The 18869-nt window shown below is 62.2% G+C and carries 13 protein-coding genes; 7 read left to right on the forward strand and 6 right to left on the reverse strand.

Going from position 1 to position 18869, the window contains the following annotated elements; all coding sequences use genetic code 11:
- Positions 1-101: 101 nt before the first annotated feature.
- A complete protein-coding gene (locus L8K08_RS15200; protein WP_242198318.1) occupies positions 102-5054 on the forward strand; it encodes a hypothetical protein in 4953 nt (1650 codons plus the stop codon).
- 60 nt (positions 5055-5114) lie between these two features.
- On the opposite strand, the gene L8K08_RS15205 is transcribed toward L8K08_RS15200, so the two are convergent.
- The gene (locus L8K08_RS15205) at positions 5115-7490 is read right to left on the reverse strand and encodes an RND family transporter (RefSeq protein ID WP_106580502.1); all 2376 of its coding nucleotides are present in this window, start codon (positions 7488-7490) and stop codon (positions 5115-5117) included.
- Positions 7491-7508: 18 nt separating this feature from the next.
- Positions 7509-8540: a YCF48-related protein gene (locus L8K08_RS15210; RefSeq protein WP_242198636.1), complete on the reverse strand. Its 1032-nt coding sequence runs from the start codon at positions 8538-8540 to the stop codon at positions 7509-7511.
- A 300-nt stretch (positions 8541-8840) separates the two neighbouring features.
- Between L8K08_RS15210 and L8K08_RS15215 the strand changes: the two genes are divergently transcribed.
- Positions 8841-9956: a Gfo/Idh/MocA family oxidoreductase gene (locus L8K08_RS15215; RefSeq protein WP_242198320.1), complete on the forward strand. Its 1116-nt coding sequence runs from the start codon at positions 8841-8843 to the stop codon at positions 9954-9956.
- Positions 9957-10726: 770 nt separating this feature from the next.
- Here the strand turns inward: L8K08_RS15215 and L8K08_RS15220 are convergent.
- A complete protein-coding gene (locus tag L8K08_RS15220; protein ID WP_145165689.1) occupies positions 10727-12352 on the reverse strand; it encodes a methyl-accepting chemotaxis protein in 1626 nt (541 codons plus the stop codon).
- Between the two features lie 232 nt (positions 12353-12584).
- Between L8K08_RS15220 and L8K08_RS15225 the strand changes: the two genes are divergently transcribed.
- The 3 genes from L8K08_RS15225 to L8K08_RS15235 are packed head-to-tail and all read left to right on the forward strand — an operon-like array spanning position 12585 to position 15042.
- Entirely contained in the window at positions 12585-14012 is a 1428-nt protein-coding gene (locus L8K08_RS15225) for a nucleobase:cation symporter-2 family protein (RefSeq protein ID WP_242198321.1), read from the forward strand.
- An 11-nt stretch (positions 14013-14023) separates the two neighbouring features.
- Positions 14024-14485: an LEA type 2 family protein gene (locus L8K08_RS15230; protein ID WP_145165691.1), complete on the forward strand. Its 462-nt coding sequence runs from the start codon at positions 14024-14026 to the stop codon at positions 14483-14485.
- Positions 14485-15042, forward strand: a complete 558-nt coding sequence (locus L8K08_RS15235; RefSeq protein WP_242198323.1) for a GNAT family N-acetyltransferase — start codon at positions 14485-14487, stop codon at positions 15040-15042. The genes L8K08_RS15230 and L8K08_RS15235 overlap by 1 nt, the downstream gene beginning before the upstream one ends.
- Positions 15043-15078: 36 nt before the next feature.
- On the opposite strand, the gene L8K08_RS15240 is transcribed toward L8K08_RS15235, so the two are convergent.
- Entirely contained in the window at positions 15079-16005 is a 927-nt protein-coding gene (locus tag L8K08_RS15240; RefSeq protein ID WP_145165693.1) for a carbon-nitrogen hydrolase family protein, read from the reverse strand.
- Positions 16006-16096: 91 nt separating this feature from the next.
- On the opposite strand from L8K08_RS15240, the gene L8K08_RS15245 reads away from it, so the two are divergent.
- The gene (locus tag L8K08_RS15245) at positions 16097-17017 is read left to right on the forward strand and encodes a LysR family transcriptional regulator (RefSeq protein ID WP_145165694.1); all 921 of its coding nucleotides are present in this window, start codon (positions 16097-16099) and stop codon (positions 17015-17017) included.
- On the opposite strand, the gene L8K08_RS15250 is transcribed toward L8K08_RS15245, so the two are convergent.
- Positions 16989-17243, reverse strand: coding sequence for a hypothetical protein (locus L8K08_RS15250; protein ID WP_003190904.1), 255 nt, complete (start codon positions 17241-17243; stop codon positions 16989-16991). The two genes, L8K08_RS15245 and L8K08_RS15250, sit on opposite strands and share 29 nt — an antisense overlap.
- 163 nt (positions 17244-17406) lie before the next feature.
- Between L8K08_RS15250 and L8K08_RS15255 the strand changes: the two genes are divergently transcribed.
- Complete coding sequence (locus L8K08_RS15255; protein WP_106579758.1) at positions 17407-17727, forward strand: DUF883 family protein; 321 nt, start codon at positions 17407-17409, stop codon at positions 17725-17727.
- Positions 17728-17776: 49 nt separating this feature from the next.
- Here the strand turns inward: L8K08_RS15255 and L8K08_RS15260 are convergent, their stop codons facing one another.
- Positions 17777-18814, reverse strand: coding sequence for an Ldh family oxidoreductase (locus L8K08_RS15260; protein ID WP_242198325.1), 1038 nt, complete (start codon positions 18812-18814; stop codon positions 17777-17779).
- Positions 18815-18869: the final 55 nt, after the last annotated feature.

Consider the following 18869-nt stretch of genomic DNA (forward strand, 5'->3'; position numbering starts at 1 on the left):
GTTTGCTGCCCGCACCTAAAGCCATAACGGGCTACCGCCTCCGGGCGACGCAGCGCATTACTTTGCAAGGGCGCGTTTTGCTCACCTGTAAAGGAATACCCATGACAGACCCGAACACCGTCCCTGCTGCACACCCGGCCCGACAAGCGGTTGAAGCCCGGTTTCTCACTCGCCCGACACTGCGCTCCGTCACCGCGCAGTTGCTGGCCGACCACTTGAAGGAAAAATACCCGCCGCTGAGCTATCCGCTTGCGGACCTGCGCCTGGCCATACCCCGTGACGGCGGCGGACGCAGCCTGTTCCCGCTGCTGGAGGTGGCGCTCAGTCACCTGGCCGATGGCAGCTTTCCCGATGTGTCCATGCGCTACGGCCTGGACTGTTACCTGGGCGACGCCACGGGTACCCGGCTGACCTTTGAGGCCAATGGCCGGCACGACTACGACCTGGCAGTGATCGAAGCCGTTATCAGAGAATTGCCGCTGATTCTGAGCATCGCCTTTCAAGACGCCCTGGCTGCCTACTGGAGCCAGGACACGGATGCCGGCGGCAGCCGCTGGCAGTGGCTGGCCCACGTGCTGCAAGGCGCGCTGCTCGACTCGGCCATTCGCCAGCCAGGGAACCTGGCACGACAGCTCGATACCCTCGTCACACTGGCCCGTTACCCCGATCGAAGTACGCGCGCCCAGCGCCCTTGGCCGCAGAAGGCCGTGCGCGCCTATACCCTGGAAACCGTTCTGGAGCAGGCAGGCAGCCGACTCACCCTGCAAGCCAGCGATGTGCTGGTGGTCGCCCCTGCGCAGGTGTTGCTGTGCCGCGTATCGGGGCAGATCGAGGCGTACGCCGACCTCGATGCCTTCGGCCAGGCCTGGGGAATGCACCTGCAGCAGCGTTTTCGCGCGCAGCGGATGACCTGGAAGCAGTACGAGCCCGACGGCAATATTTTCGAGGTGCAAGCCGCGCTCATACTTGAGGGGCAACTGGACACTCTCGCGGCCATTGAGCTCCCGGCCGGGTCCAGCGTGCAGGCCCTGGAGCTGCGGTTTGCTGGCGCTACAAACCCGGCGCAGGTCTTCAGCCACTCGACCACCACACCGCTGGCAACCCTGAATTCGATCCGCGCAGCCCTGCCCGCCTGGCTGCAGCACGCCGGCGCGGCCGAGCGCCTTGCCTACCGTCAGTGCCTGCTTGAACAGGCCGCAATCCGCCGCTTGACCCTTGGCGATTCAGACGTCGACAGCCTGGAAACCCTGCGCAGCTATGCAACCGAACATTTGAATCAGCAACTGTGCCTGGATCGCAGCGTCGCCCTGGGTGGTCAACGCGCCTGCGACGATGCCGCTCGGTCGAGCGGGTACCACGCCGACGATTTGCAACTGACCTTTCACGTGGCGGTGGGCACCCTGGCCGGCGGTTATGTCGAGCCGGTGACCCTGAGCCTGGTCGATCTGGCCCTGAAAAACCTCTCGGGCGCGCCCAAAGGCCGCATGACACTCAGCCACCGCACCGGCCGGGTAATTGAACCCTGGCTGACAGCCGACGGCCTTCGCCAACTGGTCCAGCGTGTCGACATCGGCAACAATTACCCTCATTACCTGCACCAGGCGCTGCTCAGCGATACCGAGGCCGCTCAAAAACGCACACGACTGTTCGAACAGCAACGGCCGGTGCAGCTGAAAACCCAAGCGCTGGAGCACAAGCTAAAAGGCGAAGCAGGCCTGACATCGCGCGGCGTTCAGTGGGTGGAGGCCGTGCTGAACCCAGCCCCCACGGGGCGCCAGGTTGGCGGTGAAAGCCTCGTCATGCGGGTGCTGGCCTTGGTGCGCAAGCCCGGCGCCACGGCGGACGTGGTGCAAAACATGTTCATCATCGAGCCCCTCGATACGCAACGAGGCCCGCACCTGCTGTATCGGCCGGCCTATTGCGACTCGCTGCTGGAGTTTGCCAGTCGCGACAGCCTGCTGGCCGCCCTCGTACGGCCCGGCGCGTTGCAGGACAGCGTCTTGACCTGGTTGCCGGACTCGGCCAGGGCCATCTACAGCAACGGTGGGTTTACCCAGCCCCACTACGTGCGGGTCGGCCTGGGCTCGGAATTCGACCCGCTGCCGCGCGTGCCTGAACCGGCGCAATTGGCCGCCGCGGGCGACCAGAGCAGCGACGAAATCCTCCAAGCCCTGAACAATGGCAGCCTCATGGAGTACCTGTTTGGCTGCGAAACTCAGCAACTGCTGGCGCAGGCTGAGCGCGAGTCTACGTCCAATAGCGAGAGCCGCTGGGCATTGATCCTGGAAGGTACGCAGCTGGGCTTCAACACCCTGCTGATGGCCGTGCGCGGGCCACTGGCGGCAATCGGCTGGCTGATGCAACTGGTGCAGGGCCTCACGCACGATGTGCCAGCGCTGGAAAGTGACGACCCTCAGACGCGGGCGCTGGCGTGGGTCGACCTGCTGCAAAACATCGCCCTGCTGCTGGTGCATCAGGGCTCGCTGACGGCGGCGCCGGTACACCCTGCACGTGAGGAAGCCTTGCCCACGCAGCCGGCGTTCCGGCGAGCAGTTTTCGGCCCGGCAAGCAGCCCGCCGGCGATCATTGAACGTGGCACGGTCGGCCTGCCTTCCGAACCGCCCGGCGGTGGCCGCACGCTGCTGGATTTCGATCATTCGCTGGCCAGCGACGCTGCATCGGCAGCGCTGCTGGAAAAACTGCGGGCATTCAGCGTGCCCTGGCCACAGCCCGCACCTGCACAGGTCCGCCTCGGGCGTCACCTGGGTTTGTACAACCTCAACGGGGTCTGGCATGCCTCGGTCGGTGGGTTGTTGTTCAGGGCCAGCATCGTTCCCGGTTTTGGCGACGTGTATATCGTGCACCCCGAAAAAATCGACCACCCCGGCATCAAGCTTTGCACCGATGGAAAAGGCCATTGGACACTGGACCGCGGCCTTAAGCTGGTGGGCGGTGGCCCCAAGCGGATGGCGGCCTTGCGCGAGGAAAACCAGCGTAGAAAAAACGAGCTGCTCGCACGCGCGCAGGCACTCGATACGCAAATAACCCCCTTGATGGCGCCCTTCCTGGCATCGATGGAGCGCATGTGGTCCGCCGCCACCGCCTTGAAAAACCAACGCAAAACCGTGCAATTGGTCTGGAATCTTCTGCAAAAAGCGCCGCCCGAGCGGCGGCCCGCCCTGGCGGTGCGGCATCAGCAGGAGACCCTGAACCACCAGCAACGACGCACCGAGTTTCAGATTCTGCTGCAGAACCTCGAAGACCAATTTGCCCAGTCCCTGCCCCCACGCCTGGAAATGGTCAAGGTGGGCCAGGAACTGGAAAAGGTCGGCGGCGCCGGCGTGCACGTGCTTGATCGGGCAAAAATCCTGGGGACCATCTGGAACCAGCAGTCGGCCATCCAGACGTTGTTGGTGGACCGGTTGAACGCCATGCGTTTTTCCAGCACGGGCGAGCCCATGGGGCAGATGGCGCGCAGGATGTTTGTCGACAACCTGCTGGGAGACACCGCCGTCTACAACGAATACATCCGCAACACGGTTGAATCGGCCAATATCCGCGAGCACATGGCCGAGGTCGCGGCGGCCATGGAGCATACGCTCGAACAACTGGAAGATGACTCGGTGGCGGGCCGTGTGATCCGCCAGGAATGCCTGACGCTGATCCAATACCCGCAGAATTTTTTCGCCAACAACCTGAGGCTCAGTGCGCTCAATTACCTCGCCGCCGCCACCCTGGCGACGGCCGACCGACGACTGCCACCTCTGGAGGAGTTTTACCTCAACCGCCTCGAACAGAGCGACCTGGCCCAAGCCCTGCAGTCTCACGTGGAAGTGCGCAGCGGTGCCGAGTACCCGCTGGCCGAGCAACGTAATGTGTATGAAACGGTCCTTGACCGGTACCGCCGTCATGAGGATGCGATTCGCGCCCTCAAAGCCCTCAACCCTGGGCGCCTGCGCCCGGAGGCCGAACGCCTGCTGAGAGGCCTTGAATTTGCCCAGGCGCTTGCGCAAAGCGAACTTGAAGCGGTGGTACGCAAGCAGGAAGAGCTGGACGTCGAGCTGCCCTTATCGAAAACCCTGCGTCCCAAAAACCCGGCCAAGCGCGTGTTCAAAACCCGCAAAAAGGCGTACTTCATCGGTGAGCTCAAGCCTGCCGATGCCCAGAACAGCCAGGAGCAGCTCACCCTCACCGACGCCTTGACCGGCGAAACCATTGCCTCGTTCAGCCGCCACGAAGACGGTTGGGCCAACACCGCGAAGGACCCCGCGGCTGCCCCGGCAGGCACAGCCCAAGGTCGCTCACTGGCAACCCTCAAAGGCCTGGCCCAGGCGCTGATCGAACAACGCAAAGGCATTGAACAGCTGATCACGGCCGAGCAGCAAAAACTCGACTCGCCGCTGACCCGTCAACATGTCGACCCGAGTGGCTGGAATGAATTGCTGATGGGCCACGCCGGAAAGCTCACGGCCTTGGCCGATGAGTTGGCACGCGACCATTTGGCGCAAAAGACCGCGGTGCAACGCCTGATCGATGAATACCGGGCACACGCCCGGGACATCGGCCGGCTGGCGCAGCGCGTGTGCAGTGAGGCGTACAAACGGCAATGGCCGACCCAGGAGAGCCTCAATTACCTGTGGGAACAAAAACAGATCGACATCAACCTGACCAGCCTGGCCGACCCGCAGCGCCCGACCCTCAGCGGCGACTTCTTCACTGAGTACGCGGTGTACGACAAGGCCAAAAAACCGCCGGTGGTGCTGTGGTATGCGCATTTTCATTACGCCAATGCCGACGCCCTGCCCGCCGACTACACGCGGGCCCACCTGAAGCTGCCGGAACAGCGCAAGTACACACAGAAGGACCTGCTCAAGCAACATGTCCAGGCCGACCTTCATACCCGCACGGAACCCGGCGGCGAACCGCTGACCCACATTCTGTATGTGCTGATTACGCCGCCCGTGGATCAGTTGTTCCTGGCAATCGCGCCAATGCCACGGGCCCTGCGCTCAACCCGTGCCCAGTGCATTGCGCTGGGCCACTTCACAACCTGAGATGCCGTGTGGCAAGGGCATTGCACCCTTGCCACACGGCACCGCGCGACGGTGTCGGGCTTAGTGTGCAAACAGCGAGTTGCCCTTCTGCCCCGCGAGTTTTTCAGGCTTGATCAGGAACCGTGCCAGCGCCGGCAGCAGCCACAACGCGCCGAACATGTTCCACAGCAGCATGAAGGTCAGCATCAGGCCCATGTCGGCCTGGAACTTGATGGCCGAGAAAATCCAGGTGCACACCCCGATGGCCAGGCACAAGCCGGTGAACAGCACGGCTTTGCCGGTCGATTTGAGCGTCTGGTAGTAGGCCTCTTGCAGTGGCAGGCCGGCGCGCAGGAAGCTTTCCAGACGGCTGTAGATGTAAATGCCGTAGTCCACGCCAATCCCCACGCCCAGCGCCACCACCGGCAGGGTCGCGACCTTGACGCCGATGCCCATGAACGCCATCAACGCGTTGCCCAGCACCGAGGTCAGCACCAGCGGCAGCACGATGCACAGGGTGGCGGCCCACGAGCGGAAGGTGATCATGCACATGGTCGCCACGCACAGGTACACCAGGATGAGGATGGTCAGCTCCGATTCCTTGATCACCTCGTTGGTCGCCGCTTCGATCCCGGCGTTGCCGGCGGCGAGGATGAATTCCAGGCCGTCCTTGTTGTTTTCCTTGGCGAAGTCCTGCACCGCATGCACCGCGCGGTCGAGGGTTTCGGCCTTGTGGTCGTTAAGGAACACCAGCACCGGCGCGAGCGAGCAATTGTTGTTGTACAGGCCGTCGGCGCGGGCGATGGAGTTGTTCAGCACGTCGGGGTTGCGCGACAGGGTTTCCCATTTCAGGTTGCCCTCGTTCATGCCCTTGATCATCTGCTTGGACACGGTCACCAACGAGATCGCCGATTGCACGCCTTCGGTGTTCTGCATCTTCCACATCAACTGGTCGATGGGCGCCATGGCTTCATAGCGCGAGCAGCCTTCGGCACGGGTCTTGACCATTACCACCAGCACGTCGGAGCTGGTGGAGTAGTTGTTGATGATGAAGTTGTTGTCTTTGTTGTAGCGCGAGTCCGGGCGCAGTTCCGGTGCGCCCTGGTCGAGGTCGCCGATTTTCAGGTTCTGGCTGTACCAGAGGCCGCCACCGAAGGCGATCAGCGCCAGCAGGATGGACACCGGCGCGACTTTGGCGCTGGCGAATTTGGACAGCAGGCGCCAGAACGGGTGTTCGCGGTGCGCGTCCTTTTTGCTCTTGGCGATGGCGCGTTTACTGATGCCTACGTAGGAGATCGCCACCGGCAGCAGGATCAGGTTGGTGAACACGATCACCGCCACGCCGATGGAGGCGCCGATGGCCAGCTCGCGGATCACGCCGATGTCGATGATCAGCAAGGTGATAAAGCCCACCGCGTCGGCGAGAATCGCGATCATGCCCGGCAAAAACAATTGCCGGAACGTGCGTCGGGCGGCGGTCAGCGCGTTGTCCGCCTCACTGGATTGCAAGGCAATGCCGTTGATCTTCTGCACGCCGTGGGAAATACCGATGGCGAAGATCAGGAACGGCACCAGCATCGAATACGGGTCGAGGCCGAAACCGAAGAAGTGCATCAAGCCGAGCTGCCAGACCACCGCCACCAGCGTGGTGCTCAACACCGCGACGGTGCTGCGCAGGCAGTTGGTGAACCACAGCAGCAGAATCAGGGTGATGACGAATGCGATGCCGAAGAACATCACCACCATGACCAGGCCGTCGATCAGGTCGCCGACCTTCTTGGCAAACCCGACGATGTGAATCTTGACGTTGGGGTTTTGCGCTTCGAACTTGTCGCGGATCTTGTCTTCAAGTTCGTGGGAAAACTTGCGGTAGTCCAGGGCCAGCAACTTGCCCTGATCCTGTGGGTCCGGGTAGGACTCCAGCAGCGGAATGTCGACAATGCTCGACTTGAAGTCGTTGGCCACCAGGCGCCCCACCTGGCCGGACTTGAGCACGTTGTTGCGCAACTGGTCGAGGCTTTCCGGCGAGCCGTTGTAGCTCTGCGGGATCACTTCGCCGCCGGCAAAACCTTCCTCGGTGACCTCGGTCCAGCGCACGCTGGGGCTCCACAGCGACTTGAGGCCCGAGCGGTCAACGCCGGAGATGTAGAACACCTCGTCGTTGATCTGGCGCAGGGTCTCCATGTACTCCTTCGTGAAGATGTCACCGTCCTTGGCCTCCACGGAGATGCGCACCGTGTTGCCCAGGTTGGCCAGGTCGTTGCGGTGCTCCATCATCTTTTCGATGAAGGGGTGCTTGAGCGGGATCATCTTTTCAAAACTGGTGGAGGGGCGAATCAACGTCGCCTGCCAGAACAGAAAAATGCTCACCAGCAGGCAAATGACGATCACTGCCGGGCGATTGTTGAAGATCAGGCGCTCAAGAAAGGTCGCTTTATCGTTGTGATGACTGCTCATTGAAACCCCGCCTTCTTATTATTTTGAGAGCTCTGCACCGGCGGCGGAGGCCACACGCACGCCACCCTGCCCGACCAGAATCAAGTTGCCGTTGCCCGCCGCGGTGACCGCCGAGAGTGAAATGCGGTCCGGGCGATTGAACACGCTGAAGGTCTGCCCGTCGTCATGGCTGATCACCACGCTGCCACCGTTGCCGACCACCACCAGCGAACCGTCATCAAGCAACGTGGCGCCGGACAAGCCGAATTCCAGGGCACCCCGCGCCGCGTTCAGCTCAACCTGTTCCCAGGTGCTGCCAAAATCCGTGGAACGGTAGAGATTGCCGCGCAGGCCATAGGCCAACAGGGTGTGGGGTTGAGCGGTACTGATCACGCCAAACAGCGAGCCCTGATACGGGCCTTCGAGCTTTTCCCAGGTCTGGCCGTCGTCACTGGAGCGGAACATGCTGCCCTGCTCGCCGACGATAAACAGCCCGGCGTCCTTGATAGAGGCGATGGCGTTGAGGTGGAACTGGTCTTCGTTGTCGAGGCGGTCGCTGACGTCTTCCCAGGTTTTGCCGCCGTCGGTGGTTTCGATCAACGCACCGTAGGCGCCCACGGCCAGGCCGTGCTCGGCATCCTTGAACCAGATGTCGAGCAAGGGGGCTTCGCGTTTGAGGTCTTGGTATTGCTGGGTCCAGGTGGCGCCGCCATCGGCGCTTGCAAGAATCTGTGCATCGTGACCGACAGCCCAGCCGTGTTTTTCATCGACGAAAAACACTGCCGTGAGCAGTTGCCGAGTCGGCACTTGGGATTGGGTCCAGGTGCTGCCCTGGTCATCGGAATAGAGGATGTGCCCGCGGTCACCGACTGCCACCAGACGGGAGCCGGCGTGCACCACGTCGATCATCAGGCCTTTGGCGGCCTTGGGGGATTGAATCGCAAATGCCGGCGGTGCGCCGGTTTCATCGGCTGCCAGCACGGGTGTCGACAACACCCCCAGCAGCGAGAGCGCTGTAGCCAGCATCGCAACCTTGCGGGCGACGCGCGGGCGGCAAACAACCCAACCCATGACAGGCTCACTCATAGACCTTTCTCCCGATTTATTATTGTTAGGTCGTCTTGCCTTGCCGGCCTCTGAAACCTGCAATCTAGAGCGCCTGAAGGAAGCAGGGGCCATCCTATCGGGCTTTCGAATCGTCTGACAATCGGCGCTACGTTATCTTTTGTTAACTGGCGGGCGATGACGATGGGCTGAATATGAGTGCATTAGCCAGGCTGATTAATGAATATTTATTCCATCTATTGAATTTAGAGAATATTTATTCCATAAATACACGTCCTGAAAACAATAATCCAAAGGACCACCGCTATGCGTGAACTCGGAATCGGCCTGATCGGCACGGGCTTCATGGGGCGCGCCCATGCCTTGGCGTTCAACAATGCCCGCGCGGTATTCGAACTGCCGGTACACCTCAACCTGGCCGCCCTGGCCGATGCCGACACCGAACGCGCACAGCGTTGCGCGACCGCCTGGGGGTTTGCCCAGGCCCACGGCGACTGGCAGGCGTTGATCAATGACCCCAAGGTCGATGTCGTGGCCATCACCACGCCCAATCACTTGCATTACCCCATGGCCATGGCGGCGATTGCAGCGGGCAAGGCGGTGTATTGCGAAAAACCGCTGGCCGTCAGCCTGCCGCAGGCCGAGGCCATGCGCCGCGCCGCGAGTGCGGCCGGCGTGGTCACGCGGGTGGGCTACAACTACCAGCACAACCCGATGATCAGCCTGGCGCGGCAGATGATTGCCGATGGCGAGTTGGGCGAGATCATCAGTTTCCAGGGCGAGTTCAGCGAAGATTTCATGGCCGACCCGGCCTCACCGTGGTCGTGGCGCTGTGACGTGGCCCATGCCGGCGGCGCCCTGGCGGATTTGGGCAGTCATTTGCTGTCGATGGCGCGCTATCTGGTGGGTGAGGTGCACAGCGTGTGCGCCGACACCCAGACCGTCCACGCCCAACGCCCGCTCGTCCACGGCAGCAGTGACTGTAAACCCATCGCGGTGGACGACCAGGTGCACGCACTCTTGCGCTTTGCCAATGGCGCGCGCGGCACGGTGAGCAGCAGCTGGCTCAAGCATGGTTACAAGAACCACCTGAGTTTTGAAATCAGCGGTACGCGAGGCACGCTGGCGTTCGATCAGGAGCGCTTGAATGAACTGCGAGTGTGTCGGCTCGGCCAGGACGGATTCCAACGGTTGCTGGCCGGCCCTGCCCTGCCCGGCTATGCCGCGTTCAGCCCGGCGGCCGGGCATCAACTGGGGTACAACGAGTTGAAGACGCTGGAAGTGCACGAATTGATCATGGCGCTGGCGGGGCAAGGCGCGGGGGGCACTGACTTTGAGGGGGCATGGGCGGTTGAGCAGTTGGCAACGGCGATTCGTGTGGCGGCCCGTGAAGAGCGTTGGGTTGTGGTGGGTGAGGTGTGAGCGCGGGGACTTGGTTTGGCCGGGGGTGTGTATCCGTTGTTTAACGCGACGCCTAAGGTCAAAAGCAGAGCACGGCGGCCTGACAGCCGACCTGACCTTGAAGGCGGAACTCAATCAAATGTGAGAGCTGGCTTGCCTGCGATGGCATCAACTGGTTGTGCCTGATACACCGAGGTGCCTGCATCGCAGGCAAGCCAGCTCCCACAGAAAAGCAAAGCACTGCGGTGCTGGCAGCTGAACTCGGTCAACTTGTGGGAGCGGGCTTGCTCGCGAAAGCAGTGGGCCAGTGACACATGAGCTGACTGAACCACCGCCTTCGCGGGCAAGCCGGCTCCCACATTTGGATCGCAGTGCATCAGGTAGAGGGGTGGCGTGTGTACCCGGCCAGCTCCCACAGAAAAGCAAAGCACTGCGGTGCTGGCAGTTGCACTCGGTCAACTTGTGGGAGCGGGCTTGCTCGCGAAAGCGGTGGGCCAGTGACACATGAGCTGACTGAACCACCGCCTTCGCGGGCAAGCCCGCTCCCACAGTTGGATCTCTGTGCATCAGGTAGAGGGGTGGCGTGTGTACTCGATCAAAGGTGGGAGCTGGCTTGCCTGCGATGGCATCAACCCGGTGTACCTGATACACCACGGTGCCTGCATCGCAGGCAAGCCAGCTCCCACCATAAAGCCGCTCTGCTTGTGCTTGCCCCCCTCAAGTCGGCGCCTGGGCGTTGGCAAAAACTGAGCGAAAACAGGGAGCAACGCACACCCAACATGCCTCGATCATCAGATCACGAACCGCGCCACCATCGCGTTCAAATCCACTGCCAGGCGCGACAGTTCGTGGCTGGCGGCGCTGGTCTGGTTGGCGCCGGCTGCCGACTGAGTCGCCAGGTCGCGGATGTTGATCAGGTTGCGGTCCACCTCGCGGGACACTTGGGCCTGCTCTTCAGAAGCACTGGCGATGACCAGGTTGCGCTCGTTGATCAAACTGATCGACTGCGTAATCTGCTCCAGCGCCACACCGGCGGCTCGGGCCATTTCCAGGGTGCTTTGGGTGCGCTGATTGCTTTGTTGCATCGACTGCACCGCTTCGCCGGTACCCGTCTGAATGCCGGCGACCATTTTCTCGATTTCCTGGGTCGACTGCGCGGTGCGATGCGCCAGCGCCCGCACTTCATCGGCCACCACCGCAAAGCCACGCCCGGCTTCACCGGCGCGTGCCGCCTCAATCGCTGCGTTGAGCGCCAGCAGGTTGGTCTGTTCGGCAATCGCGCGGATCACGTCCAGCACCTTGCCGATGTCACGGCCCTGCGTCGCCAGGCCTTCGATCATCACCGAGGTGGTTTGTACGTCCTGGGTCATGGTCTGAATCGCGCCGACTGTCTCCACCACACGGTCACGGCCTTCGCGCGCCGCCTGGTTGGACTGGCTGGACGCTTCAGAGGTGGACACCGCATTACGCGCCACCTCTTCCACGGCGGCGGTCATTTCGTTGACGGCGGTGGCGGCCTGGTCGATTTCGTTGTTTTGTTGTTGCAGGCCTCTGGAGGCTTCCTCGGTGACGGCGCTCAATTCTTCGGCAGCAGAGGCCAGTTGCGTGGCCGAACCGGCAATGTGCTGGATGGTCTGGCGCAGGTGGGTCTGCATCGCGGACAAAGCGCCAAGCAGGCGGGCCGGTTCATCCTTGCCAGCATCTTCGACGAGCGTGGTCAGGTTACCGCTGGCGATGGTTTCGGCCACTTGCACCGCTTTGCGCAGCGGCGCAACGATGCTGCGGGTCAGCAGCCAGGCGAGTAACACCGTCATCAACGCCGCCACCACCGAAACGATGATGATGCCGCTGACGGCCTGTTGGTAGCTGCCTTCAGCGTCCCGGCCGGCCTGGTCGGCATCGACGCTGTTGATGGCGATCAGTTTGTTCAGCTGCTCGCCCATCAGATCCGTACCGTCCTTGATCCGCGTATTGATGAGGCTGCGCATTTCCTCGACTTTGTTCTGCTGCGACAGCGACATCATCTCGGCCTGCGCCGCGAAGTAATTGTCGAGGGTCGCGGCGAAGGCTTTGTAAAGGGCCGCCTCTTCCGGGCCTGCCGGCATGACCGCGTAAGCACGCTGGGCCTGCTTGACCTTGTCCACCAACACCGCTACGCGGGTCTTGGCCTCCTCAAGGGCCGCAGGCTCACGGTTGATCAATATCCGGAACGACAGGATGCGCAAGCGCAGGACGTTTTCCGTCATGTTGCCGAGAAATTTCATGCTGGGTAATTGGATGGTCCCCATGTCCAGGGAAGACTGGCGAATCTGTGTCATGCGGTTAACGGCAAATACGCCGAGGATCACGACCAGCAACGCAATGAACGCAAAACCGAGGAACGCGCGCGGGGCAATATTCAGATTACGTAGGGACATAGGGCTGCTCTCGAGAAAGAGTGGGCGAGCGTCCCTGCCGCGACACGATCAGTGGGCGTCAACGCACCGCTCTGATCTTTGGGCACCACTGTTGTAAGAGTTGTGTGGGCTTGAATACGGTATCGGCAGGTGCCGGGATCTAATGCAGGGTGTTTCGAAAAATTTTTACACACTTCTGACGGCCGGCACTTTCTGGCATCCTGCGCCCCCCTTTCCCTACCGGGCCTGTATTGTGTCTGACGCTCAAACCTCTCGCCCCCGCTATAAATCCGACCTGATCTACGGCCTGGAAGATCGCCCGCACTTCACCGCGGCGATTTTTGCCGCATTGCAGCATGTGCTCGCCAGTTTCGTCGGCATCATCACCCCCACCTTGATCGTCGGCGGCGTGCTGGGCCTTGAAAGCGAGGTGCCGTACTTGGTGAGCATGGCGCTGTTCGTGTCCGGGCTCGGCACGTTTGTGCAGGCGCGCACATTCGGCCCGGTCGGTTCGGGTCTGTTGTGCCTGCAGGGCACCAGCTTTTCGTTTATCAGCGTGATTCTCAGCGCCGGTTTTATGGTCAAGGCCCGGGGCGGCGGCACCGATGAAATTCTGTCGACGCTCTTTGGTATCTGCTTTTTCGCAGCCTTTATCGAAGTGGTGCTGAGCCAGTTCATCGGCAAGCTGCGCAAGCTGATCACCCCGGTGGTGACCGGCACCATCATTACCTTGATGGGCTTGTCGCTGATCAAAGTGGCGGTCACCGATATGGCCGGCGGTTATGGCGCCAGCGATTTGGGCGCGGCCGGCAACATGGGCCTGGCGGCGCTGGTGCTGCTGACCATTGTGGTCCTCAACCGCTTCAGCAACCCGTTCCTGCGCCTGGGTTCAATCGTGATCGGCCTGACGCTGGGTTTTGTAGTGGCCTGGTGCATGGGCCGGGTCGATCTGGCAGCACTGCCTCACGTGCCGCTGATCAGCGTGCCGGTGCCGTTCAAGTACGGGTTCTCGTTTGATTGGGTGGCGTTTATCCCGGTGGCGGTAATCTTTCTGATTTCGCCTTTGGAAGCCGCTGGCGACCTGACTGCCAACTCGATGATTTCGCAACAACCGGTCAAAGGCCCGCTGTATATCAAACGCATCAAGTCGGGCCTGCTGGCCGACGGCCTCAATTCGGCCATGGCCGCCACGTTCAACAGCCTGCCGATGGTGACCTTCGCGCAGAATAACGGGGTGATCCAGTTGACCGGCGTGGCCAGCCGCTATGTGGCGTACTTCATCGCCGGCCTGCTGGTGCTGCTGGGGCTGTTCCCGATGATCGGCGCGGTGCTGCAACTGATGCCCAAGCCGGTGCTCGGCGGCGCCACCCTGATCATGTTCGGCACGGTGGCCGTGGCCGGGATCAAGATCCTCGCCGAAGCCGGGCTGCACCGACGCAATGTGCTGATCGTGGCGATTTCCCTGGGCATGGGCCTGGGCGTGGCCGCCGTACCGGAAGTGCTGCGCGACCTGCCCAAGGCGCTGCACAACATCTTCGAGTCGCCGATCACGGTGGGCGCGTTCTGTGCAATCCTGCTGAACATTTTCCTGCCCGAAGAGTTCATAGAGCTGGAAGAAGATGAATTTGATCCGGAGTCCTCTACCCTCAAGGTCATGCAGGACCCGGACGTCACGAAATAGGAGCACCTTTTATGCGCAAGCTCATGGTTCTATCGCTACTGCTGCTGACCTTGAGCGCCTGCGCGCTGTTCCCCAATCGCGACCCGGTCAACATCAGCGTGGTCGGCATCGAGCCGCTGCAAAGCCAGGACCTGGAAGTACGATTCGCCGTGAAACTGCGCGTGCAAAACCCCAATGACACGGCGATCGACTACAGCGGCGTAGCCCTGGACCTGGACGTCAATGGCCGGCCGTTGGCGTCGGGGGTCAGTGACCAGTCGGGCTCGATCCCACGGTTTTCTGAAACCGTGCTGATGGTGCCGGTGAGCGTTTCGGCGTTTTCCGTGTTGCGCCAGACCCTGGGCCTGAGCCAGACCCAGAGCTTGAACAACCTGCCCTATGTGCTGCGCGGCAAACTGGCGGGTGGCCTGTTTGGCACCCTGCGTTTTGTCGAGCGCGGCACGCTGGACCTGCCGAACACGGCGACCTGGTGATGACCCGCCAACCTGTACTGTTGACCCAACGACTGATCCTGCGCCCGCTGGTGCTCGCGGATGCCGAGGCTATCCAGCAGCAGTTCGCGCATTGGGACGTGGTGCGCTACCTCAACGCCGACGTGCCTTGGCCCTACCCGGCCGATGGCGCGCGTTGCTACCTGGAACAGGTCGCCTTGCCGGCGATGGCACGGGGCGAGCAGTGGCATTGGTCAATCCGCCTCAAAAGTGCGCCGGAGCAGTTGATCGGCAATATCAGCCTGATGGACGAAGAGGACGATAACCGCGGCTTCTGGCTGGGCCCGCAATGGCAAGGCCAGGGCTTGATGACCGAGGCCAGCGCGGCGGTGACCGAGTATTGGTTCGAGGTACTCAAGCGCCCGGTGCTGCGTGTGCCCAAGGCCGCGCCCAATATAGGCTCGCGGCGGATATCCGAGCGCACCGGCATGCGCTTGATCAGGTCGCAGGAGGGGCGGTTTGTCGAAGGCACCTTCGCGCGCGATATTTGGGAAATAACCCGCGAAGAGTGGCTCAACACGCTACCTGTCACGCGGTAGGCGCCAAGCTTGCCGGCGCCTACGGCTTGACCGGCTTCAGTCGGTGAGGGTGCGCACGCCCGGTTTGGCGCGCTCATCCACGACCAGCTCAAACACATCCGGGCGTGCGTAATGCCCCACCACGTCATAGTCATAACGTGCCCGGACGAGGTCATCGGTATTGATCTGCGCGGTCAATAACCCGGCCTCTCCCACCAACGGCCCGGCCAGAACATCGCCCATCGGCCCGATAATCACACTGCCGCCCGCGATCAACGCACGGTCTGACGGCCAATTGGCCACCTGCACGCCAAGCGCCGCAGGCGAGGCCTGCACCTGGCAAGCGCTGACCACAAAGCAACGCCCTTCATGGGCAACATGGCGCATGCTCACCTGCCACATTTCGCGCTCATCCACGGTCGGCGCGCACCATACCTCCACGCCCTTGGCATACATCGCGGTGCGCAGCAGCGGCATCATGTTTTCCCAGCACACCGCACCACCGATGCGGCCTACGGCAGTGTCGATCACCGGCAAGGTCGAACCATCGCCCGTGCCCCAGATCAACCGCTCGGTCCCGGTGGGCATCAGCTTGCGATGTTTGGCAACCAGCCCGCCATTGGGCTCGAAATACAGCACCGTGCAATACAACGTGCTGCCACTGCGCTCGATCACGCCGAGTACCAGGCTGGCACCGGTGCGGGCAGACAACCCGGCCAGCGCTTGCGTCTCGACGCCCGGCACGTCGATCGCATTGGCAAAATAGCGTGCAAAGGCTTCGCGCCCCTCCGGCAGGCGATAACCCAGCTGCGTGCCGAAGCTCTCGCCCTTGGGATAGCCGCCCAGCAAGGCTTCAGGCATCACCACCAATTGCGCACCGCTGCGCTTAATCTCGTGTTCATAGCTCAGGATTTGCGCCAGGGTTTGCGCTTTGCCTTCCGGCAAGGCACCGATTTGCAAGGCAGCCACGGTAGAAACGGGCATCACGATCACTCCAGATAAGGGGGGTTGCCCATTCTCCGGGCAGCCGCGATCATGAATAAAGCCCACTTCAGTGCTGAATGATATGAGCCAAATGAATATCGCCCAGGTTGACTTGAACCTGCTGAAAACCTTCGAAGCCCTGCACGACGAGTCGAGCGCCAGCCGCGCCGCCTTGCGCCTGGGCGTTACCCAGTCGGCGATCAGCGCAGGCCTGCGGCGTTTGCGCGACGTGTATGGCGACCAATTGTTTGTGCGCACCGGCCGTGGCCTGGCGCCAACGTTGCGCGCCAATCAGCTCAAACCGGTGATCAGCGAAGCGCTGGACCGCTGCCGACAAAGCCTGGCCATGGTCCACCCGGACAACCATGACTATCACGGGCGTTCAGTGGTCCTGGGGTTATCCGATGACTTCGAGATTGCCTACGCCCGCCGGCTGATGGAGGCCATCGCCGGCTGTGCGCCCAAGCTGCGGGTGATCTTCCGCCAGACCCACAGCCAGATCGTCGCCGCGGCGCTGCTCGACCGCAGCCTGGACCTGGCAATCACCGCGGGCGGGTTTGCCGAGCGCAGGCTGAGTCGACAGGTCGTGGGCGAAGGGGATTACCGCTGCCTGGTCGACCCGGACAGCCTGGCGCCCAGCCAGCACGCTATCAGCCTGGATGAGTTCGTCGCGCGCGAACATGTGCTGGTGTCGTCGGGCGGGTTTATCGGGATCACCGATGAAGGGTTGGCGGCGCAAGGGTTGAGCCGCCAGGTGTGCGCGTCCACCAGCCACTTTGCCGCACTGCCGTTTCTGCTCAAGGGCAGCACGGCGGTGGCGACGATACCCGGGCATGCGGCCCAGGCCATTGCGCACATGACCGGCTTGCGGGTACTGCCCTGCCCGTTGGCGCTGCCGTTTTACCCGGTAGAACTGGGCTGGCGCACCCAGGCGCAGCTTGACCCGCTGTTGCTCAAGGTGCGCGAGGCGATTGTGGCGTGCTTTATTTCGCCGCGGCCATCAGCTTGTTGACTTCGCTGCGCACCATGTTGGAAAACTCCGGCGGCGACATGCCGTCGAGTTCTGCCCGCACCCATTCAGCCCACTTGCCCTTGCGCTTGGCGCGCTCGCCGAACAAACGCGCCGCTTCGCCCTTGGCCTTGCCCAGGTTGGTCTGCCACAGGTCGTAGAGGCGTGACTTTTCATCTTCCAGCTCGGCGCGTTCGGCGAGGGTTTTATTGGCGAGATTGAAGCTCATGTGGAATTACCTGCTGCATAAATAGGCGACATCTTACACTGTAGGTCGAAATTTCCTGATTCGGATTTTGCCCAAAAACAGGCCCCGGCAAAAAAACTGCAACTTTTGCTGCCGCCCAACACTCCATTGTTCACTGTCACATTCACCTGCAAGGAGTCACACAATGGCCCGCAAATCTGCCGCCCAAGCTGTCGAAGATCAAATCAAGGATCAAGCTTTCAGTGAACTGACGGCGTTGATCGAAGAGTCGGACAAACTGCTCAAGAGCAGCGCCTCCCTGGTAGGCGAAGAAGGCGAAACCCTGCGCGAACAGGTCGCCATCAAACTCAAGCAAGCGCTGGAGTCGGTCTCCAACGTGCGCGAGCGCAGCAAGCCGGTGGTCGACGCGACCGAAACCTACATCGGTGGCCATCCATGGCAGACCGTGGCCATCTCCGCAGGTTTCGGCCTGGTGGTAGGGTTGTTGCTGGGTCGCCGTAACTGATACACCGTACCTGATGCATGGGGGCTGCGCCGTTGGCGCAGCCCCTTTTTTACGTCTCCAGCAAGGCCTGCAAGCGCGCCAGCTCTTGCGCGTCCAGTTCAATACCTTGTTGCTGCGATTTCGCCCGTGTGCGGTGACGTCGATCCCCCGGTAAGCGCCGCAACCCCGCCGCATGCATCTGCCGCACCAGTTCCTGGCTGCGTTCGGCGAAGTTTTGCCCGGCCGTCTTGCTCGGGTCGATGACGATCAGCAATTGCCCGGTCCAGGGTGTCCGCGCGCCCGGATGATCGGCCCAGTTGAATTCAAACGAGAAATTGCCTCCCGTCAACGCTGCCGCCAGCAACTCGACCATCATCGACAAGGCCGAGCCCTTGTGCCCGCCAAAGGGCAACAGCGCGCCGCCTTCGAGCACGGCTTTGGGGTCCTGGGTCGGCTGGCCGAGGCTGTCGACGCCCATGCCCGGCGGCAAGCGCTCGCCATTGCGCGCGGCAATCTGCACGTCGCCGTGGGCGATGGCGCTGGTGGCCAGGTCGAAGACGATGGGCGAGCCGTCGGCGCGCGGCGCGGCGAAAGCGATGGGGTTGGTGCCGAACAGCGGCCGGTCGGCGCCGTGGGGCACCACGCAGGTCATGCTGTTGACCACGCTCAACGCCACCAGCCCTTCTTCGGCGAAGGGCTCGACGTCCGGCCACAGCGCAGCAAAGTGATGTGAGTTGTGAATCGCCAGCAGTGCGATGCCGGCGCTGCGAGCTTTGTCTACCAACAGCGCGCGCGCCGCTTCAAGGGCCGGCTGGGCGAACCCGTTGCCGGCATCCACGCGCACGAAGCCGGACGCCACATCCGTGACCACGGGCGTGGCCTTGCCGTCGACCCACCCGCTGGCCAGCGTGCTGAGGTAACCGGGGATGCGGAAAATGCCGTGGCTGTGCGCACCGTCGCGCTCGGCGCTGGCGCAATTGCGTGCCAGGATCGAGGCGACCTGCGGTGAGGTGCCGTGCTTGACGAATATCGCCTGCAGCAATCCCACCAGGTCATTGAAACCGATGAATGCTGCAGGACTGTCAACGAGCGGGGACTGGGCAGACATCTGTAGCTCCGATTTTATAATTGGAAGAGACAACAAGAATCCAGACCGCCGATTA

The organism is Pseudomonas sp. TREG-RG-20F-10-E-6-01 (assembly GCF_022662455.1).
Taxonomy (GTDB): Bacteria; Pseudomonadota; Gammaproteobacteria; order Pseudomonadales; family Pseudomonadaceae; genus Aquipseudomonas.